The organism is Pseudolabrys sp. (assembly GCF_050250095.1).
Taxonomy (GTDB): domain Bacteria; phylum Pseudomonadota; class Alphaproteobacteria; order Rhizobiales; family Xanthobacteraceae; genus Pseudolabrys.
Genome location: NZ_JBFWPH010000002.1, coordinates 453,149 through 477,024, shown reverse-complemented (window position 1 = coordinate 477,024; position 23,876 = coordinate 453,149). Strand labels below are relative to the sequence as shown.

The 23,876-nt window shown below is 66.8% G+C and carries 22 protein-coding genes; 18 read left to right on the top strand and 4 right to left on the bottom strand.

Annotated elements, in window-relative coordinates; all coding sequences use genetic code 11:
• Positions 1–1,629: an ArnT family glycosyltransferase gene (locus tag AB7F10_RS07505; RefSeq protein WP_428559039.1), complete on the top strand. Its 1,629-nt coding sequence runs from the start codon at positions 1–3 to the stop codon at positions 1,627–1,629.
• A 98-nt stretch (positions 1,630–1,727) separates the two neighbouring features.
• Here AB7F10_RS07505 and AB7F10_RS07500 read toward each other — a convergent pair whose 3' ends face one another.
• Positions 1,728–2,591 carry a branched-chain amino acid aminotransferase gene (locus AB7F10_RS07500; RefSeq protein WP_428559041.1) on the bottom strand — a complete coding sequence of 288 codons (864 nt, stop codon included), beginning with the start codon at positions 2,589–2,591 and terminating at the stop codon, positions 1,728–1,730.
• A 79-nt stretch (positions 2,592–2,670) separates the two neighbouring features.
• On the opposite strand from AB7F10_RS07500, the gene AB7F10_RS07495 reads away from it, so the two are divergent.
• The 3 genes from AB7F10_RS07495 (at position 2,671) to AB7F10_RS07485 (ending at position 5,126) form a co-directional block, all read left to right on the top strand.
• Entirely contained in the window at positions 2,671–3,330 is a 660-nt protein-coding gene (locus tag AB7F10_RS07495) for a haloacid dehalogenase type II (RefSeq protein ID WP_428559043.1), read from the top strand.
• A 111-nt stretch (positions 3,331–3,441) separates the two neighbouring features.
• Positions 3,442–4,368, top strand: a complete 927-nt coding sequence (locus AB7F10_RS07490; protein WP_428559045.1) for an ABC transporter ATP-binding protein — start codon at positions 3,442–3,444, stop codon at positions 4,366–4,368.
• Positions 4,365–5,126, top strand: coding sequence for an ABC transporter permease (locus AB7F10_RS07485; RefSeq protein WP_428559047.1), 762 nt, complete (start codon positions 4,365–4,367; stop codon positions 5,124–5,126). The genes AB7F10_RS07490 and AB7F10_RS07485 overlap by 4 nt, the downstream gene beginning before the upstream one ends.
• A gap of 13 nt (positions 5,127–5,139) precedes the next feature.
• Here the strand turns inward: AB7F10_RS07485 and ppc are convergent, their stop codons facing one another.
• Entirely contained in the window at positions 5,140–7,911 is a 2,772-nt protein-coding gene (ppc, locus tag AB7F10_RS07480) for a phosphoenolpyruvate carboxylase (RefSeq protein WP_428559049.1), read from the bottom strand.
• A gap of 11 nt (positions 7,912–7,922) precedes the next feature.
• Entirely contained in the window at positions 7,923–9,320 is a 1,398-nt protein-coding gene (locus AB7F10_RS07475) for a M20/M25/M40 family metallo-hydrolase (RefSeq protein WP_428559051.1), read from the bottom strand.
• A 510-nt stretch (positions 9,321–9,830) separates the two neighbouring features.
• Between AB7F10_RS07475 and AB7F10_RS07470 the strand changes: the two genes are divergently transcribed.
• The 8 genes from AB7F10_RS07470 (at position 9,831) to AB7F10_RS07435 (ending at position 17,478) form a co-directional block, all read left to right on the top strand.
• Positions 9,831–10,184, top strand: a complete 354-nt coding sequence (locus AB7F10_RS07470) for a DUF2267 domain-containing protein (RefSeq protein ID WP_428559053.1) — start codon at positions 9,831–9,833, stop codon at positions 10,182–10,184.
• Between the two features lie 62 nt (positions 10,185–10,246).
• Positions 10,247–10,654, top strand: a complete 408-nt coding sequence (locus AB7F10_RS07465) for a DUF4332 domain-containing protein (RefSeq protein WP_428559056.1) — start codon at positions 10,247–10,249, stop codon at positions 10,652–10,654.
• A gap of 74 nt (positions 10,655–10,728) precedes the next feature.
• Positions 10,729–11,667: a dihydropteroate synthase gene (gene folP, locus AB7F10_RS07460; protein ID WP_428559058.1), complete on the top strand. Its 939-nt coding sequence runs from the start codon at positions 10,729–10,731 to the stop codon at positions 11,665–11,667.
• Entirely contained in the window at positions 11,668–12,036 is a 369-nt protein-coding gene (folB, locus tag AB7F10_RS07455; protein ID WP_428559061.1) for a dihydroneopterin aldolase, read from the top strand.
• Positions 12,029–12,526, top strand: coding sequence for a 2-amino-4-hydroxy-6-hydroxymethyldihydropteridine diphosphokinase (gene folK / locus AB7F10_RS07450; protein WP_428559063.1), 498 nt, complete (start codon positions 12,029–12,031; stop codon positions 12,524–12,526). Before folB ends, folK begins: the two co-directional genes overlap by 8 nt.
• Before the next feature lie 81 nt (positions 12,527–12,607).
• A complete protein-coding gene (locus AB7F10_RS07445) occupies positions 12,608–14,491 on the top strand; it encodes a methylmalonyl-CoA mutase family protein (protein ID WP_428559065.1) in 1,884 nt (627 codons plus the stop codon).
• On the top strand, positions 14,488–16,638 hold the full coding sequence (scpA, locus tag AB7F10_RS07440; protein ID WP_428559067.1) for a methylmalonyl-CoA mutase: 2,151 nt from the start codon (positions 14,488–14,490) through the stop codon (positions 16,636–16,638). The genes AB7F10_RS07445 and scpA overlap by 4 nt, the downstream gene beginning before the upstream one ends.
• A gap of 33 nt (positions 16,639–16,671) precedes the next feature.
• A complete protein-coding gene (locus tag AB7F10_RS07435) occupies positions 16,672–17,478 on the top strand; it encodes a cyclase family protein (protein WP_428559069.1) in 807 nt (268 codons plus the stop codon).
• 61 nt (positions 17,479–17,539) lie between these two features.
• Here AB7F10_RS07435 and AB7F10_RS07430 read toward each other — a convergent pair whose 3' ends face one another.
• Positions 17,540–17,746: a CsbD family protein gene (locus tag AB7F10_RS07430; protein WP_428559071.1), complete on the bottom strand. Its 207-nt coding sequence runs from the start codon at positions 17,744–17,746 to the stop codon at positions 17,540–17,542.
• Positions 17,747–17,944: 198 nt separating this feature from the next.
• Here AB7F10_RS07430 and meaB point away from each other — a divergent pair, with 198 nt between their 5' ends.
• The 6 genes from meaB to AB7F10_RS07400 all read left to right on the top strand — a co-directional run bounded on the left by meaB (position 17,945) and on the right by AB7F10_RS07400 (position 23,874).
• Entirely contained in the window at positions 17,945–18,940 is a 996-nt protein-coding gene (meaB, locus tag AB7F10_RS07425; RefSeq protein ID WP_428559074.1) for a methylmalonyl Co-A mutase-associated GTPase MeaB, read from the top strand.
• Positions 18,937–19,554: a pyroglutamyl-peptidase I gene (locus AB7F10_RS07420; RefSeq protein ID WP_428559076.1), complete on the top strand. Its 618-nt coding sequence runs from the start codon at positions 18,937–18,939 to the stop codon at positions 19,552–19,554. Before meaB ends, AB7F10_RS07420 begins: the two co-directional genes overlap by 4 nt.
• Positions 19,555–19,577: 23 nt before the next feature.
• Positions 19,578–20,876 (top strand): TIGR03808 family TAT-translocated repetitive protein, encoded by a 1,299-nt coding sequence (locus AB7F10_RS07415; RefSeq protein ID WP_428559078.1) that lies wholly within the window; start codon positions 19,578–19,580, stop codon positions 20,874–20,876.
• Positions 20,877–21,078: 202 nt separating this feature from the next.
• Entirely contained in the window at positions 21,079–21,822 is a 744-nt protein-coding gene (locus AB7F10_RS07410; protein WP_428587141.1) for a DUF3750 domain-containing protein, read from the top strand.
• A 133-nt stretch (positions 21,823–21,955) separates the two neighbouring features.
• Entirely contained in the window at positions 21,956–22,924 is a 969-nt protein-coding gene (arsS, locus tag AB7F10_RS07405; RefSeq protein ID WP_428559084.1) for an arsenosugar biosynthesis radical SAM (seleno)protein ArsS, read from the top strand.
• Entirely contained in the window at positions 22,921–23,874 is a 954-nt protein-coding gene (locus AB7F10_RS07400) for a hypothetical protein (protein WP_428559086.1), read from the top strand. Before arsS ends, AB7F10_RS07400 begins: the two co-directional genes overlap by 4 nt.
• Positions 23,875–23,876 lie beyond the last annotated feature (2 nt).

The following is a 23,876-nucleotide window of genomic DNA, read 5'->3' as shown; positions in this document are numbered from 1 at the left end:
ATGCGATCGGCAGCAACCCTCGCCGATCGCGTCGCGCTCGCCGTTTTGGCGGGCTTCGCGGCGATCGCGCTCGCAACCTTTCGCGACTACGGGCTTGGCTGGGACGACTACACCCACTCGCAATACGGCGCGCTGCTGCTCGCGCTCTATGACTCGAGCTTCGTCGACACCCGCGCGCTGCACTTCGTCAATCTCTACATGTATGGCGGCGGCTTCGACATGGCGGCCGCGCTCGCCGCCAAGGTGCTGCCCTTCACGCTGTTCGAGACGCGGCGGCTCGCCGGCGCACTGGTCGGCCTCGTCGGCTTCATCCTGATCTGGCGCACCGGCCGCAGGCTCGGCGGACCGGTCGCCGGACCTCTCACGGGACTTGCCGCCCTCGTCGCGCTGCTCCTCACGCCGCATTATTACGGCCACGTCTTCATCAACGCGAAGGACGCGCCCTTCGCGGTCGCCTCGCTGGCGCTGCTCTACGCCTTCGTGCGCGCCATCGACGAATTCCCCAGACCGTCATGGCCCACCGTGGCGATTTTCGGCGTCGGCCTCGGCGTCGCCTTCGGCACGCGTATCCTCGCCGTCGTCAGCGCTGCTCCTTTCGTCGTCGCGGTCGCGTTCCTGTTCGCGAGCGACGCACGGCGGGAAAGCCTCAAGACCGCGTGGCGGAATTTTCTTGCGTTCTTCCTCCGGCTGCTGCCGGCGCTTCCGCTCGGCATCGTCGTCATGGGGCTGCTATGGCCGTGGTCGGTGCTGAGCCCGCTCCATGTGATCGAGGCCGTCGAATACTTCTCCAGTTTTTTCGAGAAACCGTGGGAAGAGCTTTACGAAGGCCGGCTGATTTCGGTACCCGACATGCCGGCAAGCTATGTGCCGCACCTGTTCGCGCTGAAGCTGCCGGAAGGGCTGCTGATCTTCGTCGCCATCGGTACGGCGCTCGCGCTGTGGCGCATCGCGGGGAAGACCGAAACCGACGGCAAGACGACGCGGGCCAACCTGCTGATCGTGCTCGTCGCCGCCGTGCTGCCGATCGCGATTGCCGTCATCACCCGGCCCGCCGGCTACAACGGGATCCGCCATTTCCTGTTCGCGGTGCCGCCGCTTGCGCTGCTCGCCGGCCTCGCCGTGCCGTGGCTGCTCGACCGGGCGCGCCGACACAGCCGCCACGCGGTCATCGTGGTCGCACTTCTGTTTGCGGCCGCGATCCTCGATCCGCTTGCCGCGATGATCCGGCTGCATCCGTACGAATACACCTACTTCAACCTGCTGGCCGGCAGCGAGCGCGGCGCGCGCAAGAATTACATGATCGACTATTGGGGCCTGTCGCTGAAGCAGGCCGCCGACGCGCTGCGCGGCAGGCTCGCGGCAACCGGCGAAGCGCCGCCGCAGGGACGGCGATGGACAGTCGCGGTGTGCGGCCCGCATCCGACGGCGCGGGTCGCGCTCGGCGACGGCTACGATCTGACCTGGGATCCGAAGGGCGCCGACTTCGCGCTGATGCTCGGCGAGTTCTACTGCGCCAAACTCGACGCGCCGGAGATCGCCACGGTCGAACGCGCCGGCGTCACCTATGCGCGCGTCTACGACATTCGCGGCCGCGAGGTGAAGACCATCCTCACCCAGCCGCCGCCGTAAAGCCTTCGTCATACCCTCCGTTCATCCCCGCGAAAGCGGGGATCCAGCCAAAAAATGGATTCCCGCTTGCGCGGGAATGAGCGGAGAAAAATAAACTGCTACGAATGCGCGAAATCCCAGTAAAGCTCGCGCGCCTTGCGGAACAGCGGCCCCGGCTGCAATGAGCGCTCGCCGATCCGGTTGACGGTGACGACCTTCGAGGCATTGCCGCTTGCGAAGATTTCGTCGGCCTCCTCGAAGTCCTTGTATTTCAGCACCGTCTCGACGACCTCGATGCCGGCCGAGCGCATCAGCTTGATGGTGCGCTGGCGGGTGATGCCGTTGAGGAACGTGCCGTTCGGGATCGGGGTGAACACCACGCCGTCCTTCGCCATGAAGACGTTGGAGTTCGCCAGCTCCGCGACATTGCCGACCGCGTCGCAGACGATGCAGTTGTCGAAGCCGCGTGAGCGCGCCTCCATCATCGCCCGCGCGTTGTTCGGATAAAGGCAGCCGGCCTTGGCGTCGACCGGCGCGGTCTCCGGCAGCGGCCGCTTGAACGGTGACAGCGTCAGCGAAAAGCCTTCCGGCTTTTTCATCGGCACCTCGTAGAGCGACAGACACCAGCGGGTCGACTCCGCGTCCGGCGGCAGCGACATCGGACTTGCCCGCTCGGCCCAGTACATCGGCCGGATATAGAGCGGCGTGTCCTTGGGGAAACGCTTGATGCCGTCGCGCACGAGGCCGATCCATTCCTCAGGTGCGACGACGGGCTTCAGGAACATCGTCTTCGCCGAGGCGTTGACCCGCGCGCAATGCAGGTCGAGGTCCGGCGTCACGCCCTCGAAGGCGCGCGCGCCGTCGAACACCGAGGAGCCGAGCCAGATCGCATGGGTGCGCACGCCCCACAGCGGCAGGTTTCCCTCGTGCCAGTCCCCGTCATAAAAAGTCCATGTGGTTGACCAGTTCTGCGCATTCGCCATACCGCACTCCACGTCCACGCTTTGCACGGCCTGACGTCATCTGCGAGACTGCCGCGACTTCTCGAGGGAGCCTATCACAATGCCCGCCGCGATTTACGTCTTCGACGCCTATGGCACGCTGTTCGATGTCCATTCCGCCATCGGCAAGCATCGCGACAAGGTGGGGCCGGACGCCGACCGCATGTCGGAGGTCTGGCGCACCAAGCAGCTCGAATATTCCTGGACGCTGACGCTGTCCGGCCAATACCAGGATTTCTGGGCGCTGACCGGCCAGGCGCTCGACTTCGCGCTGGCGCGTTTTCCCTCGGTGGACAAGGGGCTGAAGCCGCAGCTGATGGACGCCTACTACAAGCTCGGCGCCTTCCCGGACGCCAAGGACACGCTGCGCCGCCTGCGCGACAAGGGCTGCCGCACCGGCATCCTGTCGAACGGATCTCCCGCGATGCTCAAGGGCGCGGTCGAAGCCGCCGGCCTCGGCGATCTGCTCGACGCCGTGCTGTCGATCGACTCCCTGAAAATGTTCAAGCCGCGCCCGGAGGTCTACGACCTCGTCATCAATTTCTTCCGGTGCCGCCACGACGAGGTCGCCTTTATCTCGTCGAACCGCTGGGACGTGATGGGCGCGGCCAATGTCGGCTTCAAGCCGGTCTGGATCAACCGCGCCGGCAATCCGGACGAATACGGCAAGGCCGAACGCGTGGTGACCAGTCTCTCCGCGCTGCCGGACCTTGCGGTTTAGCGCCTCCTAATCTGGCCACTTTTTCCGGGATATTCGCCGGACCCGGCTGGCGGGCCGCGCCTCGCCCGCCTATATGCCTCTGGCTTCCTCGGACCCTGCCAGCATTCATTCATGCCGACGATCATTTCCATCGACAACCTGTCGAAGACCTACGCCACCGGCTTCCAGGCGCTGAAGACCATCAACCTCGACATCTATGCCGGGGAAATCTTCGCGTTGCTCGGCCCCAACGGCGCCGGCAAGACGACGCTGATCGGCATCATCTGCGGCATCCTCAAGCCCTCGACCGGCACCATCTCCGTCGGAGGCCATGACATCATCTCCGACTATCGCGCAGCACGCTCGTTGATCGGCCTCGTGCCGCAGGAACTGCACACCGACGCCTTCGAGTCGGTCTGGAACACCACCACCTTCAGCCGCGGCCTGTTCGGCCTGCCGGCAAACCCGGCGCATATCGAGAAGACGCTTCGGGCGCTGTCGCTCTGGGACAAGAAGGACGACAAGATCATGACGCTGTCGGGCGGCATGAAGCGCCGCGTCATGATCGCCAAGGCGCTCGCGCACGAGCCGCAGATCCTGTTCCTCGACGAGCCGACCGCCGGCGTCGATGTCGAACTGCGCAAGGACATGTGGCAGGTGATCCGGGAACTCAAGGAGTCCGGCTGCACCATCATCCTCACCACGCATTACATCGAGGAAGCCGAGGACATGGCCGACCGTGTCGGCGTCATCAACAAGGGCGACATCATGCTGGTCGAGCAGAAGGCCGAATTGATGCGCAAGCTCGGCCGCAAGCGCCTCACCCTGCAGATGCAGCAGAAGCTCGACGCCATCCCCGACGGCATCGCAACGCCCGGCCTGTCGCTCTCCGCCGACGGCCACGAACTCGTCTACGACTACGACACCAAAAGCGAGCGCACCGGAATCGGCACCCTGCTCGGTGAACTGTCGCGCGCCGGCATCCGCGTACGCGACCTGCAGACCGAGCAAAGCTCGCTCGAGGATATTTTCGTCAATCTGGTGAGCGACCGGCGATGAACCACCGCGCGATCTGGGCCATCTACAAGTTCGAAATGGCGCGCACCGGCCGCACGCTGCTACAAAGCGTGGTGTCGCCGGTCGTCTCGACCTCGCTCTATTTCGTGGTGTTCGGCGCCGCGATCGGCTCCCGCATCACCGAGATCAATGGCATCGCCTACGGCGCCTTCATCGTGCCGGGCCTCATCATGCTCACGCTCTTGACGCAGAGCACCATGAACGCCTCGTTCGGCATCTATTTCCCGCGCTTCATCGGCACGATCTACGAGCTTCTGTCCGCGCCGGTGTCGTTCCTCGAGATCGTCACCGGCTATGTCGGCGCGGCCGCCACCAAGTCGATCATCCTCGGCCTCATTATTCTCGCGACGTCATGGCTGTTCGTGCCGATGCAGATCGCGCATCCGTTCTGGATGCTCGCCTTCCTGGTGCTCACCGCGGTGAATTTCAGCCTGCTTGGCTTCATCATCGGCATCTGGGCCGACAGCTTCGAGAAACTGCAGACGGTGCCGCTGCTCATCATCACGCCGTTGACGTTTCTCGGCGGCACCTTCTACTCGATCGATCTGCTGCCCGGCATCTGGCAGAAAATCGCGCTGCTGAACCCCATCGTCTATTTGGTGTCGGGTTTCCGCTGGAGCTTCTTCGAAGTGGCGGACGTGCATATCGGCATCAGCGCGGCGGCGGCCCTCTTCTTCATGGGCCTGTGCCTTGCCATCACCTGGTGGATCTTCAAGACCGGCTACCGGCTGAAGAACTGAACACGGGCCGGCGTCAGCCGCTGTTGCGCAGGCCCGCCGAAATGCCGTTGATCGTCAGCAGCAGGCCGCGCAGCACCTTCTCGTTGTCGTTGTTTTCGCGGTGCGCCCGCAGCAGCTCGACCTGCAAGTGGTTCAGCGGATCGATATAGGGAAACCGGTTCTCGATCGAACGGGCGAGCAAGGGATTGCCGGCGAGCAGCCGGTCGGTCCCGGTGATCTCGTAGATCGCGGCGATGGTCTGCCGCCGTTCCGCGCGCAGCCGCGAGAAGATCGCCTTGCGCAAATCCCCGTCCGGGACGAGATCGGCATAGCGCGAGGCGATGGCCATGCTCGATTTCGCCAGCACCATGTCCATGTTGGACAGTAGCGTCGTGAAGAACGGCCACTCGCGATACATGCGGCACAGCAGATCGATGCCGTTCGCCTTGTCCTTGCGCCACGCCGCGACCGCCGCCCCGAAGCCGTACCAGCCCGGCAGCATCACGCGGCATTGCGACCAGGAGAACACCCAAGGGATCGCGCGCAGGTCTGCGATGGCGCCGGTCGCCTTGCGCGAGGCCGGACGCGATCCGATGTTCAGCGTCGCGATTTCGTCGATCACGGTCGAGGCGCGGAAGTAATCGTTGAAGCGCGGCGTCTCGAACACGAGATCCCGATAGGCCGCAAAGGCATGGCCGGAGAGCTGCTCCATCGCCGCGATGAAGTCCTCCGGCACCGCCGCCTGCTGCGGATGCAGCAATGAGGCTTCGAGCGTCGCCGCGACATGGATTTCCAGATTGCGCTGGCCGACATCCGGGTTGGTGTATTTGCTGGAGATGATCTCGCCCTGCTCGGTCAGCCGGATCTGGCCGCCGACCACGCCCGCCGGCTGCGCGAGGATCGCATCGAAGCTCGGCCCGCCGCCGCGCCCCACCGTGCCGCCCCGGCCGTGGAACAACCGCAGCCGCACGCCGTGGCGGCGGAACAGCTCCATCAATCCCACCTCGGCCTTGTAGATCTCCCAGCCCGACGTGACGTAGCCGCCGTCCTTGTTGCTGTCGGAATAGCCGAGCATCACCTCCTGCAATCCGCCGCGCGCCTCCACGATGCGCCGGTATTCCGGCGTCGACAGCAGCGCGTCCATGATCGGCACCGAGCGGCGCAGGTCGTCGATCGTCTCGAACAGCGGCACCAGATTGATCGCGCCCGCGCCGTCGTCGCCGATTAGCCCCGTATTCTTCATCAGCACCGCAAGGCCGAGCAGGTCGGAGGCGTCGCGCGTGTTGGAGATGATCGCGGTCTGGATCGCCTCCGGTCCGTAACTCGACAGGCCGTCACGGGCCGCGCGGAACACCGCAAGCTCGCGCGTCGTCGTATCCGAATAGCCGTGCTGCGGGCGGATCAACGGCCGCCGCGAACGCAATTCGTCGCACAGCAGCGCGCGGCGTGCTTGCTCGCCGAGGCCGCCGTAACCGGTGCCCGGCGCGACCGCCTCGAACAGTTCGGCGAGCGTTTCAACGTGAACGTCCGAGCCCTGCCGCAGATCGAGGCTCGCGAGGTGAAAGCCGAAACAATCGACCGCGCGCCGCAGGCTGCGCAGCCGGCCGCGCGTCAGCGCCGCCGTCCCGTTCTCGACCAGCGAGTCATGCACGACGCGAAGATCGTCCGCGAACGCGCCGGCGCTCTCGTAAGGCTCGGCGGTCCCGACCGGCTCGCGCGGCGGCGTCACGCCGTTGAGCCGCTGCTGGGTCGCCGCCAGCCGCGCGTAGAATCCGGCGAGCGCCCGGCGATAGGACTCCGCCTCGCGATGCGGCGACGTATCGGGCGAGCGCGCCGCGAGGTCCGCCAGCGCCGCCGACACCGGAACGAGCAGCGAGGACGTCGGCAACTCGTCGCCGAGCGCGTGGACCTCGTCGAGATAGAAATTCAGCACCTGGATGCTCTGCCGCCGCAGCGTCGCGCGCAGCGTCTCCGCCGTCACGAACGGATTGCCGTCGCGGTCGCCGCCGATCCAGCTTCCGATCGTCAGAAACGAATGCAGCGGCGATCCCGGCGTCCCGCCCGCCGCGGCGAGCTGGTCCTCGATCCCGGCATAAAGCCGCGGCAGTTCGCGGAAGAACGTGTAATCGAAATAGGACAGCCCGTTGGTGACCTCGTCGAGAACGTCGAGCCGGGTGCGGCGCAACAGGTTGGTTTGCCACAGCGTCAGCACCACCCGGCTCAGTTGCTCATCGGTCTCGGCCTTCTCGTCCGGCGTCAGATCGGCGCGCTCGCGCTGCGCCAGCAGCTCGGCCACCGCGATCTCGAGCCGCATGGTGCTGCGGCGGCGCACCTCGGTCGGATGCGCGGTCAGCACCGGGCTGATCCGCGCGCCGTTGAAAAAGGCGTTCACCGCATCGGGCGGCAGGCCGGCGGCAAAGGCGCGGGCGAGCGCATCGGCGACCGAACCGCGGCGCGGCGGCGAGCCGGCGATGGCGTGGCTGCGGTTGCGCCGGACGTGATGATGGTCTTCGGCGATATTGGCGAGATGAGAGAAATAGCTGAAGGCGCGGATCACCTCGACCGCCTGCGCGGGATCGAGCCGGTGCAGGATGTCCTCCAGCGCCCGCTTCGCGGTCACGTCCTCGTCGCGGTGAAACTGAACGGAGGTGCGCCGGATTCGCTCGATCAGGTCAAAGACCGCCTGGCCCTGCTGCGCGCGCACGGTGTCGCCGAGCAGCCGACCGAGCCAGCGGATATCCTCCTGCAGCGGCCGGTCCTTGTCGGCCGCTCCGGGCGGCGCGCCGTCCCTGTCCTTGTGCTGCACGGCCGTCGTCGTCAGCCCTGCGCCAGCGCATCGAGGATGCGCGCCCAGGAGCGGATGCCCTTGTGGTAGCACTTGAGATCGAACTTCTCGTTCGGCGAATGCACCCGGTCGTCGTCGAGCGCGAAGCCGACCAGCAGCGAGTCCATCCCCAGCACCTGCTTGAAGTCCGCGACGATCGGGATCGAGCCGCCGGCGCCGACGGTCACCGCCTTGGTGCCCCACTCATTGGCCAGCGCCGTCCGCGCCTTGACCAGCGCCGGCATGTCGTAATTCAGCTGCACCGGCGGCGCGAGGCCGAAATTGCCGAACTCCACCTTGCAGTCGGCCGGGATGCGCTCGCGCACGAAGGCGCGGAACGCGTCGCGCACCTTCTGCGGGTCCTGCGTGCCGACGAGGCGGAACGACACTTTCGCCAGCGCCTCGCCGGGGATCACGGTCTTGGCGCCCTCGCCGGTATAGCCGCCGATGATGCCGTTGATCTCGGCGGTCGGCCGCGTGGTGATCTGCTCGATCAGCATGCGGTCGCTCTCGCCGGAGGACTTTTTCAGCCCGATCGGCCCAAGGAAGGTGTCGGCCGTCAGGTCGAGCGCCTTCAGGTCGGCCTTGATGTCGGCCGGCAGGTCTTTCACGCCGTCATAGAAGCCGGGGATCGTCACCCGTCCCTTGTCGTCATGCATCTGGCCGAGCACATGCGCGAGGATGCGCAGCGGATTTTGCGCCGCACCGCCGAACACGCCGGAATGCAGGTCGCGGTCGGCCGCCGTCACCTTGACGTCCTCGTAGACGAGGCCGCGCAGCGAGGTGGTGATGGCCGGCGTGTTGGCGTTCCACATCGCGGTGTCGCAGACCAGCGCAAGGTCGAGCGTGAGGTCCTTGGCATTATCTTTCACGAAGCCCGGCAGGTGCTTGGAGCCGCATTCCTCCTCGCCCTCGATCATGACGGTGACCGGCAGCGGCAGCGTGCCGTTGACCGCCTTGAAAGCGCGGCAGGCCTCCACAAAGGTCATGAACTGCCCTTTGTCGTCGCAGGCGCCGCGCGCGACGATGATCTTGCGGCCGTCCGGCAGCGTTTCGATCCGCGGCTCGAACGGCGGCGACTTCCACAGGTCGAGCGGGTCGACCGGCTGCACGTCATAGTGGCCATAAAAAAGGACACTGGGACCGCCAGCTTTCGCCTGCCCGTTCATGGCCTTGGCCAGCACGACCGGATGCCCGCCGGTCGGCTTCACCTCGGCCGTAAAGCCGATGCCGCGCAGGTCGGCGGCGACATGCTCGGCCGCCTCCTTGCAGTGGTTGGCGAAGGCGGGGTCGGTCGAGACCGAAGGAATCCGCAGCAGCGTGAACAGCCGCTCGACGCTGGCATCCATGTCCTGATCGATGCGTTGCAACACCGCGTCGAGACCGCTCATGAGATTAGAGTCCTTCTGAAAAGCGTTTCGGCCGCCAAACTAACAACCCCATACCGCGCTGCAAAGTCGCAGCCCATCAGAAATGGGCGCAAATTTCCCGTCGAATTTTATCAAAGGCTTGGACCAATCCCTGAACCAAGCCTCGAACGCAAGTTTTGAGCGACGTCGGAACCGGCCGGCGGAGCGAGTATGATCCGCGCCGCCTTTCACTCCGCCTTTCAAGATCGGGATGACCGATTGCCGAAATTTATCGCAAGACCCGCACGCCGCTCACCCGTTTTCGTGCAAGACGCACTGCACAGTGACAACCGCGCAACGCTCATCGCCTCATCGCATTGCTTGCGACGACAATTATCTTGACTTGCAAGCGACGATGCATCTTCAAAGCGGCCTCGCGCGCAAGCGGAAATCGTTTTCGCCGCTTGTCATCGGCGCGGGTGCAGTTCAATATTGTTTCATCGGCCTGATCGTTAGGTCGATGTGGCGAACGCAGCGTTGCATGAGGGGGACATGGACGAACTGATCGATCGCCTCACCGCCAGCACCGGTATCGACAGAGATGTCGCCGCCAAGGCCGTCGGCATCATTCTCGACTTCCTCAAGAAGGAAGGCCCGGCCGACAAGGTGCAGGCCCTGATCGACAAGATCCCCGGCGGCGAAGCTGCGGCGCAGGCCGCCGGCGGCGGTTTCAGCCTGATGGGTGGCGTCATGGGCGCCGGCACCAAGCTGATGGCGGCCGGCCTCAGCATGGGCCAGGTCCAGGCCGTGACCAAGGAAATCATCGCCTACGGACGGGAAAAGGTCGGCGACGAGGCGATCGGCGAGATCGTCGGCGCCATTCCCGGCCTCAGCCAGTTTACCTGACGCCTCCCCTCCCGGATGCGCCACTCGACATTTGTATTTGTTTTGGAAGCTTGCACGTTGCCATGACCTATCCGCTGACCGACATCGATGGCATCGACGGTGAGGTTGTCGCCCTTCTGAAGAAGGCGGGTATTCGCTCGTCCGCGCGCCTGCTCGAAAAGGCGAGCACGCTGCGCGGCCGCAAGGAACTCGCCATCAGGACCGGCATCGCCGAGCGGCAGCTGCTGCGCTGGGCCAATATGGCCGACCGCATGCGCATCAAGGGTGTCCACCGCGAATATGCCGAGTTGCTGTGCGCGGCCGGCGTCGACACCCTTCGCGAACTGGCTTACCGCAATCCGCAGAAACTCGCGCAGGCGATGGCCAAAGCGAACGAAAAGCGCAAGCTGGTTCGCCTGCTGCCGTCCGAAAAGGCCGTGACGCGCTGGATCGATCACGCCAAGAAACTGCCGATCAAGATATCGTACTGACGCGAAAGCCCTGGTTTCCGCCGCGGCAGGCCTTCGGCTTGACAGCCGGACCCGGCCGCGCGACCGATTGGGCCATGAACGCCACCCTGGTGGATGCTGCTGTGACCGGAGCCGCGACCACGACGCCGCTGCGCCTCGCCGCCCTGCTCGGCAAGCGCCCGGCCGTCCCGCTGGTCATGGGCATCCTCAACGTGACGCCGGATTCCTTCTCCGACGGCGGACAATTCTTTGAAAGCGACGCCGCAATCGCCCAAGCCCGCCGCATGGCCGAGGACGGCGCCGACATTCTCGACATCGGCGCGGAATCGACCCGTCCCTATGGCGGGCAGAAGCCGGTCACCGCCGAGGACGAGATGGAGCGGCTGAGGACGGTGCTGCCGGCCGTGATCGCGCTCGGCCGCGAGCGCGGCATCCCCATCTCGATCGACACCATCAAGGCCAAGACCTGCGCCTGGGCTTTGGAACAGGGCGCAGCCATCGCCAATGACGTCTGGGGTCTCCAGCAAGACCCCGACATGGCCCGCGTCGTCGCCGAGCACAGCGTGCCGGTCATTATCATGCATAACCGCGACAAGGCGGATGCCGGCATCGATATCGTCGCCGACATCAACGCCTTCTTCGCCCGCTCGCTCGACATCGCCGCGAAAGCCGGCATCGCCCGCGAGCAGATCGCGCTCGATCCCGGCATCGGCTTCGGCAAGACGCCGGAGCAGAGCGTCGAGACCTTGCGCCGCTATGACGAGATCGACTTTGCCGGCCTGCCCGTGCTGGTCGGCGCCTCGCGCAAGCGCTTCATCGCCAGCGTGGTGCCTTCGACGCCCGACAAGCGGATCGGCGGCTCGCTCGCGGCTCATCTGCATGCCGCGCAGAAAGGCGCCGCCATCATCCGCGCGCATGACGTTGCCGAAACCGTTCAGGCGCTGCGCATCGCGGCAGCGATCGGCGCGCAATCCGGCGGAGTGGGAACCGGTTTGCCGCAAGATTGCGCGCCAGCCAAAAATGAGGGCGTCTGAATGTCCGACCGCATTTCCATCCGCGGCCTGTCGCTGCACGCCTATCACGGCGTCATGCCGCATGAGGGCAAGGTCGGGCAGAGTTTCACCATCGACATGGTGCTCGACATCGACCTCAAACGCGCGGCGGCAAGCGACAAGGTCGCCGACACCGTGTCCTACGACCAGGTCGTGAAGGCGGCGAGCGACGCCTTCTGCGGCGCCCGCTTCAAGCTGATCGAAACCGCCGCCGGCAAGGTGGCGGACGCCGTGCTCGCCCGTTTTCCCAAGGTGCGCGGCATCGAGGTGACGATCCACAAGCCGCACGCGCCGATTGCCGCTACATTCGACGACGTCGCCGTTACGCTGGTGCGCAAGCGTAATGGCTGACACGGCGCGCGCCTGGCTCGCCTTCGGCAGCAATCTCGGCGACAGCCGGGCACTGGTCGCCCGCGCCATCGCCATGCTGACCGAGACGCCGGATATCCGCCTCGTGGCACGCTCGTCGGACTACCGCACCGCGCCGTGGGGCGTGACCGACCAGCCTGCCTTCATCAATGCCTGCGCCGCGGTCGACACCACGCTCGATCCCCATGCCCTGCTCGGCCGCGCCCATGCGGTGGAGCGCGCGCTCGGCCGCGACCGCGCGCGGGAGACACGCTGGGGACCGCGCACCGCCGACATCGACATCATTGCCATCGAGGGCGTCACCCTCAGCGCACCGGACCTGACGCTGCCGCATCCGCGGCTGTTCGAGCGCGCCTTCGTTCTCAAGCCGCTCGCGGAGATCGCCGGCGGCCTCGTCGTCGCCGGCCACAGCGTCCGCGACGCCGCGGCCAAGATCGACGCCACCGGGGTCGAGAAACTGCCGCTCGCCTAATTTAGCCTTTGGTCGCAGGCGCATGACTGGCCCGCCGCCGGCCGATTGGCGGCCCACGCGGTCTGTGGCATTGAAATCCGCATGAGCAACGACCCCGAGAGCGACCAGACCCAGAGCGAGCGAGCCTTGCATCTGGCCGCCGAGTTCCCGACCGCCACCGAGACCGAATGGCGCAAGCTGGTCGATGCCGCGCTGAAGGGCGCCGACTTCGACAAGCGCCTCGTCAGCCGCACCTATGACGGCCTGAAGGTTTCCCCGCTCTATCCGCGCAGCCACGCCGCCCCGGTCGCCGGCCGCGCGGCCGCGCCGTGGCAGGTGATGGCACGGGTCGATCATCCCGATCCGGTGGAAGCGAACAAGCAGGCGCTGACCGATCTCGAAAACGGCGCGACCGGACTGACGCTGGTCTACGGCGGCGCGGCGGGAGCCTATGGCTTTGGCATCGACGGCAGGCCCGACACCATCGCCCGCGTGCTGGACGGCGTCTTTCTCGATGCCGTGTCAATCGAGCTCGACCTTTCGACCGCGCACCGCGACGCCGGCGCGAGCCTCGCCGCTTATGTGAAACAGCGCGGCATCGAACCCAAGGCGGCGACTATCCGCTTCGGCCTCGATCCGCTCGGCAATCGCATCCGCGCCGGCTCGCTTCCCGCGCCGGGCGCGGAGATCGACAGACTGTTCGCCCGGATGATCGGTGAGCTGACCGCGCAGGGCTTCAAGGGTCCGTTCGCGGTGGCCGACGGCCGCTGCATCCATGCCGCCGGCGGCTCGGAGGCGCAGGAACTCGCCTTCGCCGTCGCCAGCGCGGTGCATTACCTGCGCGCGCTCGAGGCTGCCGGCATCGCGCCCGATGCCGGACGGCGCATGATCGCGTTCCGTCTCGCCGCCGACGCCGACGAATTCCTCACCATCGCCAAGTTCCGCGCGTTGCGGAAACTGTGGGCGCGCGTCGAGCAGGCGATGGAACTTGCGCCCGAACCCGCCTTCGTCTCGGCGGAAACCGCATGGCGGATGATGACGCAGCGCGACCCTTACGTGAACATGCTGCGCACCACGATTGCCGTCACCGCCGCCGGCGTCGGCGGCGCGGATGCGATCGCGGCGCTGCCCTTCACGCAGGCGCTCGGCCTGCCCGACGCCTTCGCGCGCCGCGTCGCGCGCAACATGCAGCTCATTCTGCTCGAGGAGTCGAACCTGTATCGCGTGGCCGATCCCGCCGCCGGGTCCGGCGGCATCGAGGCGCTGACGGCGGAGATCGCGCAAAGCGCGTGGACGCTGTTCCAGGAGATCGAGCAGGCGGGCGGCGCGGCTGCCGCCATCGAGCAAAGCCTGATCCAGAAAAAAGTCGCTGGGACGCGCGCCGCGCGCGAAGCCGCGATTGCGAAACGCAAAGACCCGCTGACCGGCGCGAGCGACTATCCGCTGCTGTCGGAGACCTCCGTCGCCGTGCTGCCGGTCAAGCCGGTCGCCGTCGCATCCGCGCCCGCCGTCGTCACCTTCGACGCGCTGCCGGCCATGCGCCTCGCCGCGCCGTTCGAGGCGCTGCGCGACCGCGCCGACAAGCAGCACAAGACCACCGGCCTGCGCCCGAAAGTGTTTCTCGCCAATCTCGGCAAGGTATCCGACTTCACCGCGCGTGCGACTTTCGCGAAAAACTTCTACGAGGCCGGCGGCATCGAGGCGGTCGCCAATGACGGCTTCGCCTCGCGCGAGGACACGATCGCAGCCTTCAAGAAGAGCGGCGCGGCGCTCGCCTGCCTGTGCTCGTCCGACAAGGTCTATGAGACGGAGGCCGCCGGCGCGGCCAAGGCGCTCGCGGATGCCGGCGCGCTGGTGCACCTCGCCGGCCGGCCCGGCGAGCAGGAGGCCGCGCTGAAGACCGCCGGCGTGTCCGCCTTCATTTACGCCGGCTGCGACGTGCTTTCGACGCTTCGCGCGACCCATGATAGTCTGGGGCTGACATGAGCCGGATTCCGAATTTCGCCTCCGTCGCCTTCGCCGATGCCGCGCCCGCGCCGTCCGCCGCCGGCGAGCCGTGGCTGACGCCGGAGGGCATCCCCGTCAAGCCGAGCTATACGCGATCCGACGTCGAAGGCCTCGACTTCCTCGACACCTTCCCCGGCAAGCCGCCGTTCCTGCGCGGCCCCTATCCCGCGATGTATGCGGCGCAGCCGTGGACGATCCGGCAATATGCCGGCTTCTCGACGGCGGAGGATTCCAACGCCTTCTATCGGCGCAACCTCGCCGCCGGCCAGAAGGGCCTCTCGATCGCCTTCGATCTCGCCACCCACCGCGGCTATGACTCGGACCATCCCCGCGTCGCCGGCGATGTCGGCATGGCCGGCGTCGCGATCGACTCGATCTACGACATGCACACGCTGTTCTCCGGCATCCCGCTCGACCAGATGAGCGTGTCGATGACGATGAACGGCGCGGTGCTGCCGGTGCTCGCGCTCTACATCGTCGCCGCCGAGGAACAGGGCGTGCCGCACGCCAAGCTGTCGGGCACGATCCAGAACGACATCCTCAAAGAATTCATGGTGCGCAACACCTACATCTATCCGCCGGGTCCGAGCCTGCGCATCATCTCGGACATCTTCGCCTACACCTCCGCCGAGATGCCGAAGTTCAATTCGATTTCGGTCAGCGGCTATCACATGCAGGAAGCCGGGGCGACGCAGGATCTCGAGCTCGCCTACACGCTGGCCGACGGCCTCGAATATGTCCGCGCCGGCATCAAGGCCGGACTGACCATCGACCAGTTCGCGCCGCGCATCTCGTTCTTCTGGGCGATCGGCATGAATTATTTCATGGAGATCGCCAAGATGCGCGCCGCCCGCATGCTGTGGGCGAAGATGCTCAAGCCCTTCAAGCCCGAGGACGCGCGCGCGCTGTCGCTGCGCACCCATTGCCAGACCTCCGGCTGGTCGCTCGCCGCGCAGGACGTCTTCAACAATGTCGCGCGTACCATGATCGAGGCGATGGCGGCGACGCAGGGGCAGACCCAGTCGCTGCACACCAATTCGCTCGACGAGGCGCTCGCCCTGCCGACCGACTTCTCGGCGCGCATCGCCCGCAACACCCAGATCGTGCTGCAGCAGGAAGCGGGCGCGACCCGCATGGTCGATCCCTGGGGCGGCTCCTATTACGTCGAACGCCTGACCTACGAACTGGCGAAGAAAGCCTGGGCGCATATCGAGGAAGTCGAGGCGCTCGGCGGCATGGCGAAGGCCATCGAGGCCGGCATCCCCAAGCTCAAGATCGAGGAAGCCGCCGCCCGCACCCAGGCGCGCATCGACTCAGGCCACCAGTCGGTGATCGGCGTCAACAAATTCCAGCCGGTCGACGACCGCGCGGTGGACGTGCTGAAGGTCGATAACTCCAAGGTCCGCTCGCAGCAGATCGCCAAGCTGCGCAAGCTCAAGGCCGAACGCGACCCGGCCAGGCTGCAGGAGGCGCTCGACGCGCTCACCCGCGCCGCCACCGGCAACGGCAACCTGCTCGAACTCGCGGTCGAGGCCGCGCGCGCGAAAGCCACCGTCGGCGAAATCTCCTCCGCGCTCGAAAAGGCGTTCGGCCGCCACGTCGCCACCATCAAGGCGATCACCGGCGTCTACAAACGGGAGGTCGGCATGACCGGCGCGGTCGAGCGCGTGCGCAACGCCGTCGAAGCCTTCGAGCAGGCCGAGGGCCGCCGCCCGCGCCTCCTCGTCGCCAAGATCGGGCAGGACGGCCACGACCGCGGCCAGAAGGTCATCGCCTCGGCCTTTGCCGATCTCGGCTTCGACGTCGATATCGGCCCGCTGTTCGCGACGCCGTCCGAGGCCGCGCGCCAGGCGGTCGAGAACGACGTCCATGTGCTCGGCGTCTCCTCGCTCGCCGCCGCTCACCTGACGCTGGTGCCGGAACTGAAGAAGGAACTCGCGCAACAGGGCCGCGACGACATCATGATCGTGGTCGGCGGCGTGGTGCCGCCGCAGGATTACGATGCGCTCCTGAAAGCCGGCGCCGAGGCGATCTTCCCGCCCGGCACCGTCATCGCCGACGCCGCCGAGAAGCTTCTGAAAACGCTGCGCCACCGTCTCGGCCACGACCAGCGCGCGGCCGAGTAGATCGGCTACCCTTTACATCTCCGGGAGGAATGAATGTTGAACGCGCCGACCAAAGTCGCCGCGGCGCTCGCGTTGTCGCTCGCCGCCGCAGCGCCGTCGCCGAGCTTCGCGCAAAGCGACCTCGCCCGCGCTTACCGCACCATCGCCGGCAAGCAGTTCGTCGACCTCACCCACGCGTTCTCGCCGAACTCGCCGGTCTGGTCCGGCTTCGGCCAGGCGAAGTTTTCGCCGGCCGGCGACCCGAAGACGAAGAAGGCCTACACCATCAAGGACGACGGCTTTCGCACGACCTATTACGAGATGGTCGGACAATACGGCACGCATGTCGATCCGCCGGCCCATTTCGCCGAAGGCGGCATCACGATGGACAAGATCCCGCTCAAGCAGATGATCCTGCGGCTGATCGTGCTCGACAATACGCGCTATCAGGCGAAGGACGCCAATCACGCCTTTTCGGTCGCCGACCTGAAGGCCTGGGAAAAGCGCCACGGCCGCGTGCCGAAGGGCGCCTTTGTGGCGCTGCGCACCGACATGGCGAAGGACTTCGACGGCAACCCCGAGCATTTCAAGCGCGCGCCGTTTCCCGCCTGGTCGTTCGAAACCGTGAAGTTCCTGTTCGAGCAGCGCGGCGTCACCGCCATCGGCCACGAGTCGCTCGACACCGACACCACCGACAAGATGCTGTCGGAGACTTATCTCTTGCAGAAAGGCCACTATCAGATCGAGGTGATGGCCAATCTCGACAAGGTGCCGGCGAAAGGCGCGCTGATCGTCGTGAGCTGGCCGAAGGTGAAGGACGGTCTCGGCTTCCCGGCGCGCGCCTTCGCCATTCTGCCCTGACGCGCCAAAGCAAACCGGCCCGGATCGCTCCGGGCCGGTCGTTATTCCGCGACGGCTGGCGTTACGCAGCCTTCTGCGTCTTCAGCCAGTTGTCGATGTCCTTCTGGGCCTGCTCTTTCTCGATGCCGTAGCGCTCCTGCACCACGCCGACAAGCTCCTCGCGCTTGCCGTTGATGCGGCCGAGGTCGTCGTCGGTCAGCTTCGACCACTGCTGCTGGGCCTTGCCCTTGAACTGCTTCCAGTTGCCTTCGACCTGATCCCAATTCATGCGGAAACTCCCTTAAGTTTGTCGGATACAGAACACTCGCGCACGCCGCCGGTCGGCGCATGCCGTGTTTCTAAGAACGCGGAAGATGACAGATCGTTCCGGCCGAATTGCCCTGCGGGCAAGACGATTTCATGCCGATTTCCTTTCACCCGCCTGCGTTCTATAGAGTTGCCAAAATTGCGCCTTCCGGAGTTCACATTGTCGCGCGACAAAATCGCCATCGACATCGACGCAACGGCGCGCGGCATCCGGGCCGGCGAGCGTGCCGTGCTGGCGCGCGCGATCACGCTGGTCGAAAGCACGCGCGCCGATCATCGCGCCGCCGCGCATGCGCTCGTGCAGGACCTGCTGCCGGCGGCCGGAAACGCCGTGCGGCTCGGCATCACCGGCGCACCCGGCGCCGGCAAATCCACCACCATCGACGCGCTCGGCAGCTATCTCACCGGCGAAGGCCGCAAGGTCGCGGTGCTGGCGGTCGATCCGTCCTCGTCGCGCACCGGCGGCTCGATCCTCGGCGACAAGACGCGCATGGCGCGGCTGTCGATGGACCCGCACGCCTTCATCCGCCCCTCGCCTTCGTCCGGCACGCTCGGCGGCGTCGCGGCAAAGACGCGCGAGACCATGCTGCTGTGCGAGGCCGCCGGCTACGACGTCGTCATCGTCGAGACGGTCGGCGTCGGCCAGTCGGAAACCGCCGTCGCCGACATGACCGACTTTTTCCTCGTGCTGATGGTGGCCGGCGCCGGCGACGAATTGCAGGGCCTCAAGAAAGGCATCGTCGAACTCGCCGACATGATCGCAGTCAACAAGGCCGACGGCGACAATGTCGAACGCGCGAAGATCGCAGCCGGCGAATACCGCGCCGCGCTCAACATCCTCAAACCCCAGTCCGAGCACTGGTCGCCGCCGGTCTCGACCTATTCGGCGCTGACCGGCAGCGGCGTGCCGGACCTCTGGCGCGCGGTCGAGCGGCACCGCGCCGCGCTGACACAATCCGGCGAGCACGCCGCCCGCCGCAGCGCGCAGCAGATCAAATGGATGTGGACGATGCTGGAAGACCGCCTGATGGCCCGGCTGCGCAGCGATCCGGCGATCAGGGGCGAGGTGCGCAAGCTCGAAGGCGCCGTCGCGGCCGGCCGGCTGACGCCGACGCTCGCGGTCGAGCAGATCGCCCGGATGCTGGGACTGCCGTGAAAACAATCCTCGTCACCGGCTTTGGCCCCTATCCCGGCGCGCCGTATAATCCAACCGCCGCGCTGGTGAGCGTTCTCACGCGCCATACGCAGCGCGGCAGCGCGCGCATCGTCGGCCATGTTTTCACGACAAGCTATGCCGCCGTCGACCGCGACCTGCCGAAGCTCATCAAGGCACACAAGCCGGACGCCCTGCTGATGTTTGGCCTCGCGCCCCGCACCCGCTTTATTCGCATCGAGACGCGCGCCCGCAACGGTGTGGCGATGACGCCCGACGCCACGCGCGGGAACCATCGCCGGCTGATCGAGGCCGGCGCGCCGTTCACGCGGCCGCTGCCCGCTCCCGCTGCGCGGCTTGCCGCCGCGCTGCGCCGGCTGCCCGTTCCGGCGCGGCTGTCGCACGATGCCGGGCGCTATCTGTGCAACTATGCGAGCTGGCGCGCGGCGGAAGCCGCCGGCAAAAGCGGCCCACGCATCGCCGCCTTCGTCCATGTGCCGCTGGTGCGCCGCGACGCGCCGCCGACCTCCCGTCGCGCCCCATTCAGCCGCGCCCGGCTGGAACGCGCCGGAAAGGCGCTGCTGGCGGACTTTATTGCTCTCGCAAATCGCCATTAACCCCTGCCCGCCATGATGGCGGCATGCGTTTCACCCGCCGCCACCTCCTGCTCGGCTCGCTCGCCACCGCTTCGTTCGGCGCGCAGGTCCATGCCGCCGAGGACAGGTCGCAGGAATTGCAGTCGCTCATCGACCGCGCCGCGCGCGGCAACACGCTGCTGACGCTGCCGCCCGGCACATGGCGCGCCCACGACCTCGCGCTGCCCTCCGGCGCGCGGATCGCCGCCAAACCTGGAACCAAGCCCGGCGCGACCCGCATCGTGTTCGGCGGCGGCGATGCCCTGCTCACCGCGCGCGACGCCACCGGCGTCTCGCTGTCCGGCCTCACGCTCGACGGCGGCGGCCTGGCCATCGCCGGCAATGGCGGGCTTGTGCAGGTGACGCAGGCGCAGCGCCTGCTCGTCTCCGGCTGCACCGTAACAAACGTGAACGGCAATGCGCTGTCGCTCACTCTATGCGGCGGCATCGTCGGCGATAACACGATTGCCGACGCAGGCGATACCGCGCTGTTCTGCCTCGACAGCAAGCTGCTCATTCGCGGCAACGCCATCGCGCGTTCCGGCAATGGTGGCATCCGTGTCTGGCGCTCCGTAAAGCAGAGCGACGGCAGCACGATCGAGGACAACACCATCGAGGATACGCAGGCGCGCGGCGGCGGCGACGGACAGAACGGCAACGCCATCAACGTGTTTCGCGCCGCCGACGTCATCGTGCGCAACAACACGATCCGCAAGGCCGCCTTTACCGCCGTGCGCGGCAACGCCGCCTCGCGCATCAAAATTATCGGCAACAAATGCTACGCGCTCGGCGAGGTCGCGATCTATTCCGAATTCGAGTTCGAGGACGCGACCATCGAGGGCAACCTGATCGACGTCGCCGCGGTCGGCATCGCCGTCACTAACATGGACAAGGGCGGCCACGGCGCGGTGGTGCGCAACAACACCATCCGCAACATGGTCAACAAGCGGCCGCAGGGCGGACCGGATTCCCATGGCGTCGGCATCGGCGTCGAGGCCGACACCGAGGTCACCGGCAACACCATCGAGAATGCGCCGGTAATGGGCATCGAGGTCGGCTCCGGCAAGTATCTCCGCAATGTCACCGTCAGCCGCAACACGCTGCGCAAGACCGGCATCGGCATCGGCGTCACGGTGGTCGAGGGCGCAGGCAAGGCCACCATCACCGGCAACGTGATTGCGGACGCCAAGGACGGCGCGGTGGTTGGCATGCGCTGGGACAAGCCGGCGACCGGCGACCTGACGAAAGACGGCGCGACGGCCTTCGCGCATCTGCGCATCGCCGGCAACACGGTCAGCCGCTAAAGACCACCTCACGAAGATTTCATTCTCCGTTCGTCCCCGCGAAAGCGGGGACCCATGCTGACTTTCCTGAAATTTCGCAAGAGAGAAGCTGGATTCCCGCTTTCGCGGGAATGAGCGAAGCAAAAACCTCGCCTTTGTTCCGCCGGACTCCAGCCCATATAACCAGCGAATGACCCCACCCCGCCGCCTGCGCCGTCCCCTCATGCTTGCCATCCTGATCGTCTTCCTGTTGCCGCTGGTCGCGCGCGCCGCGCTTTACGTCGCCGGCGACACGCCGCGCAGCTGGCGCGACGCCGACTGGTCGAGCACCAAAACGCTGCCCCCGGCCAGCGAGGAGCCCGGCGCCCGCCTCGTCGTCTTCACCGGCACCACCGGCGCGTGGAAGGGCATCTTCGCCGTCCATAGCTGGATCGTGTTCAAGCCGGCCGGCGCCAAGGACTGGACGCGCTACGACGTGGTCGGCTGGGGCCGCCCGGTCCGCATGAACAACTGGGCGGCGGACGGCCGCTGGTACGGCAACATGCCGGTCGCCATCGCCGACCTGCACGGCGCGGACGCCGAACGCGTCATCCCGAAAGTCGAGCAGGCGATCGCCGCCTACCCGTTCAACGACTACGGCGACTACCGCATCTGGCCCGGCCCCAACAGCAACAGCTTCGTCGCCGCCGTGCTGCGCGCGGTGCCGGAACTGCAGGTCAGCCTGCCCTCGAACGCGATGGGGCGCGACTTCCGCCCCGGCTTCTATGCCGGGCCGACCGACAGCCGCACCGGCGTCGAGCTGAACCTCTGGGGCCTCGCCGGCATCAAGCTCGCCTGGGTCGAGGGCATCGAGGTCAACCTGCTCGGCCTCGTCGCCGGCATCGACCTGCGCCATCCCGGTATCAAGCTGCCGGGCTACGGCCGCATCGGCTTCGGCCCCGGCGAAGCGGTCGCGCTCGCGCGCTGATCCCCCGCACGAAGGCGGCTCACACCGCCCTCACGGTCATGTGTCTCGCATGCGCTGAAACGGGGTGCCGCCGCTGCGCGCCGCGTGGCACACTCGCCGCGGACTCACCCGGAATTGCGACTGGATTTGCGACATGCGCGATACGCTGGCCTTGCTCGACAGGATCGACTTTCCCGCCATCGCGCGCGGGCGGCTCGACACCCTGCAGGTCAATGTCGGCTACCGCTGCAACCAGTCCTGCTTCCACTGCCATGTCGGCGCCAGCCCGAAGCGCACCGAGGAGATGGACGGCGAAACGATCGATCTCGTGCTCGATTTCATCGAACGCCGCCACATCACAACGCTCGACATCACCGGCGGCGCACCGGAATTGAACCCGCATTTCCGCCGCCTCGCCGCCGGCGCACGCGCGCGCGGCGCCAAGGTGATGGACCGTTGCAACCTCACCATTCTCGAGGTCGAGGGCCATGAGGATCTCGGCGCGTTTCTCGCCAGCAACGGCATCGAAATCGTCGCCTCGATGCCGTGCTATCTGGAAAGCAATGTCGATGCCCAGCGCGGCAAGGGCGTGTTCGACGGCTCGATCCGCGGCCTTCAAGCGCTCAACGCGCTCGGCTACGGCCGCGATCCGGCCCTCGTCCTCAACCTCGTCTACAATCCGCAAGGCCCGTCGCTGCCGCCGCCACAGGCCGCGCTCGAGGCCGACTACAAGCGCATCCTCGCCGAGCGCTACGGCATCGTTTTCAACAACCTGTTCGTGCTCGCCAACATGCCGATCCAGCGCTTCGGCTCGGCGCTCGTCACCAAAGGCGAGTTCGACGGTTATCTCGACCTGCTGCAGCACGCCCATCTCGACGCCAATCTCGACGGCGTGATGTGCCGCCACCTGATCTCGGTGGACTGGCAGGGCTATGTCTACGACTGCGACTTCAACCAGATGCTCGGCCTCGCCATGCCGCACGACAAGGCCCGCCCGTATCTGCGCGACATTCTCGATACGCCGCTCGACGGCCGGCCGATCCGCGTCGCCGGCCACTGCTATGGCTGCACCGCCGGGCAAGGTTCGAGCTGCGGCGGCGCGCTGAAGGACGCCGCGGAATGACGCTGCACGCTCCCGCCGCGCCGATGGATGCCGGCCGCGTCTGCCCGACCGACTACACCTATTCGCCGGCGGTTCTGAACCGCGCGGCGGACTTCGCCGCCGACACGCTCTATGTCGTCGGCGGGCTCTACGGCAACACGCAGGCGCTGCGCGAGATCGCGCGCATGGCGGCGGCCGATAGCGCCACCCTCGTTTTCAACGGCGACTTCCACTGGTTCGACGCCGCGCCGGACTGGTTCGCGGACATCGAAGCCGGTGTTGCGCCGCATCGCGCGCTGCGCGGCAATGTCGAAAGCGAGATCGCCCGCGCGGGCGATGTCGGCGCCGGCTGCGGCTGCGCCTACCCGCCCTCGGTCGATCAGGGCGTGGTGACGCGCTCGAACGAGATCCTCAGCGCGTTGCGCGCCAACGCCGATTCCGCCCAGCGCTGGCGGCTCGCCGCGCTGCCGATGCATCTCGTCGCGCAGGTCGGTCCGCTTCGTGTCGGCATCGTGCACGGCGACGCCGGCGCGCTCGCCGGCTGGCGCTTCGCGAACGATGCGCTCGACGATCCCGCAGGCGCGAACTGGCGCAACGAGGTGCGCCGTCTCTCGGTCATCGACCTGTTCGCCTGCACCCATAGCTGCCTCGCCGCGCTACGCGATTTTGTGCTGCCGTCGGGCCGCATGACCGTCGCCAACAACGGCGCGTCCGGCATGCCGAACTTCACCGGCACGACTTATGGCGCGCTGACACGCATCTCGATGCGTCCCTCGCCGCACGCGCCGCTCTACGGGATGGCACGCGACGGGGTGTTCATCGACGCGCTGCCGGTCGCCTACGACACGCAAGCCTTCATGGCGCGGTTCCTGGCGCGCTGGCCGGAAGGCTCGCCGGCGCATGTCTCCTATCATGCGCGCATCGCCTCCGGTCCGGCTTACGACATCGCCCGCGCCCGCCTGCGCGTTTGATC

Coding starts and splice junctions, on each gene's coding strand:
- AB7F10_RS07470 (WP_428559053.1), top strand. CDS start 9,831: ATGGACGAACTGATCGATCGCCTCACCGCCAGCACCGGTATCGACAGA.
- AB7F10_RS07465 (WP_428559056.1), top strand. CDS start 10,247: ATGACCTATCCGCTGACCGACATCGATGGCATCGACGGTGAGGTTGTC.
- AB7F10_RS07475 (WP_428559051.1), bottom strand. CDS start 9,320: ATGAGCGGTCTCGACGCGGTGTTGCAACGCATCGATCAGGACATGGAT.
- AB7F10_RS07505 (WP_428559039.1), top strand. CDS start 1: ATGCGATCGGCAGCAACCCTCGCCGATCGCGTCGCGCTCGCCGTTTTG.
- AB7F10_RS07435 (WP_428559069.1), top strand. CDS start 16,672: ATGTTGAACGCGCCGACCAAAGTCGCCGCGGCGCTCGCGTTGTCGCTC.
- folK (WP_428559063.1), top strand. CDS start 12,029: ATGGCTGACACGGCGCGCGCCTGGCTCGCCTTCGGCAGCAATCTCGGC.
- AB7F10_RS07485 (WP_428559047.1), top strand. CDS start 4,365: ATGAACCACCGCGCGATCTGGGCCATCTACAAGTTCGAAATGGCGCGC.
- folB (WP_428559061.1), top strand. CDS start 11,668: ATGTCCGACCGCATTTCCATCCGCGGCCTGTCGCTGCACGCCTATCAC.
- arsS (WP_428559084.1), top strand. CDS start 21,956: ATGCGCGATACGCTGGCCTTGCTCGACAGGATCGACTTTCCCGCCATC.
- AB7F10_RS07430 (WP_428559071.1), bottom strand. CDS start 17,746: ATGAATTGGGATCAGGTCGAAGGCAACTGGAAGCAGTTCAAGGGCAAG.
- AB7F10_RS07495 (WP_428559043.1), top strand. CDS start 2,671: ATGCCCGCCGCGATTTACGTCTTCGACGCCTATGGCACGCTGTTCGAT.
- AB7F10_RS07500 (WP_428559041.1), bottom strand. CDS start 2,591: ATGGCGAATGCGCAGAACTGGTCAACCACATGGACTTTTTATGACGGG.
- AB7F10_RS07410 (WP_428587141.1), top strand. CDS start 21,079: ATGCTTGCCATCCTGATCGTCTTCCTGTTGCCGCTGGTCGCGCGCGCC.
- folP (WP_428559058.1), top strand. CDS start 10,729: ATGAACGCCACCCTGGTGGATGCTGCTGTGACCGGAGCCGCGACCACG.
- AB7F10_RS07415 (WP_428559078.1), top strand. CDS start 19,578: ATGCGTTTCACCCGCCGCCACCTCCTGCTCGGCTCGCTCGCCACCGCT.
- AB7F10_RS07490 (WP_428559045.1), top strand. CDS start 3,442: ATGCCGACGATCATTTCCATCGACAACCTGTCGAAGACCTACGCCACC.
- AB7F10_RS07445 (WP_428559065.1), top strand. CDS start 12,608: ATGAGCAACGACCCCGAGAGCGACCAGACCCAGAGCGAGCGAGCCTTG.
- AB7F10_RS07400 (WP_428559086.1), top strand. CDS start 22,921: ATGACGCTGCACGCTCCCGCCGCGCCGATGGATGCCGGCCGCGTCTGC.
- scpA (WP_428559067.1), top strand. CDS start 14,488: ATGAGCCGGATTCCGAATTTCGCCTCCGTCGCCTTCGCCGATGCCGCG.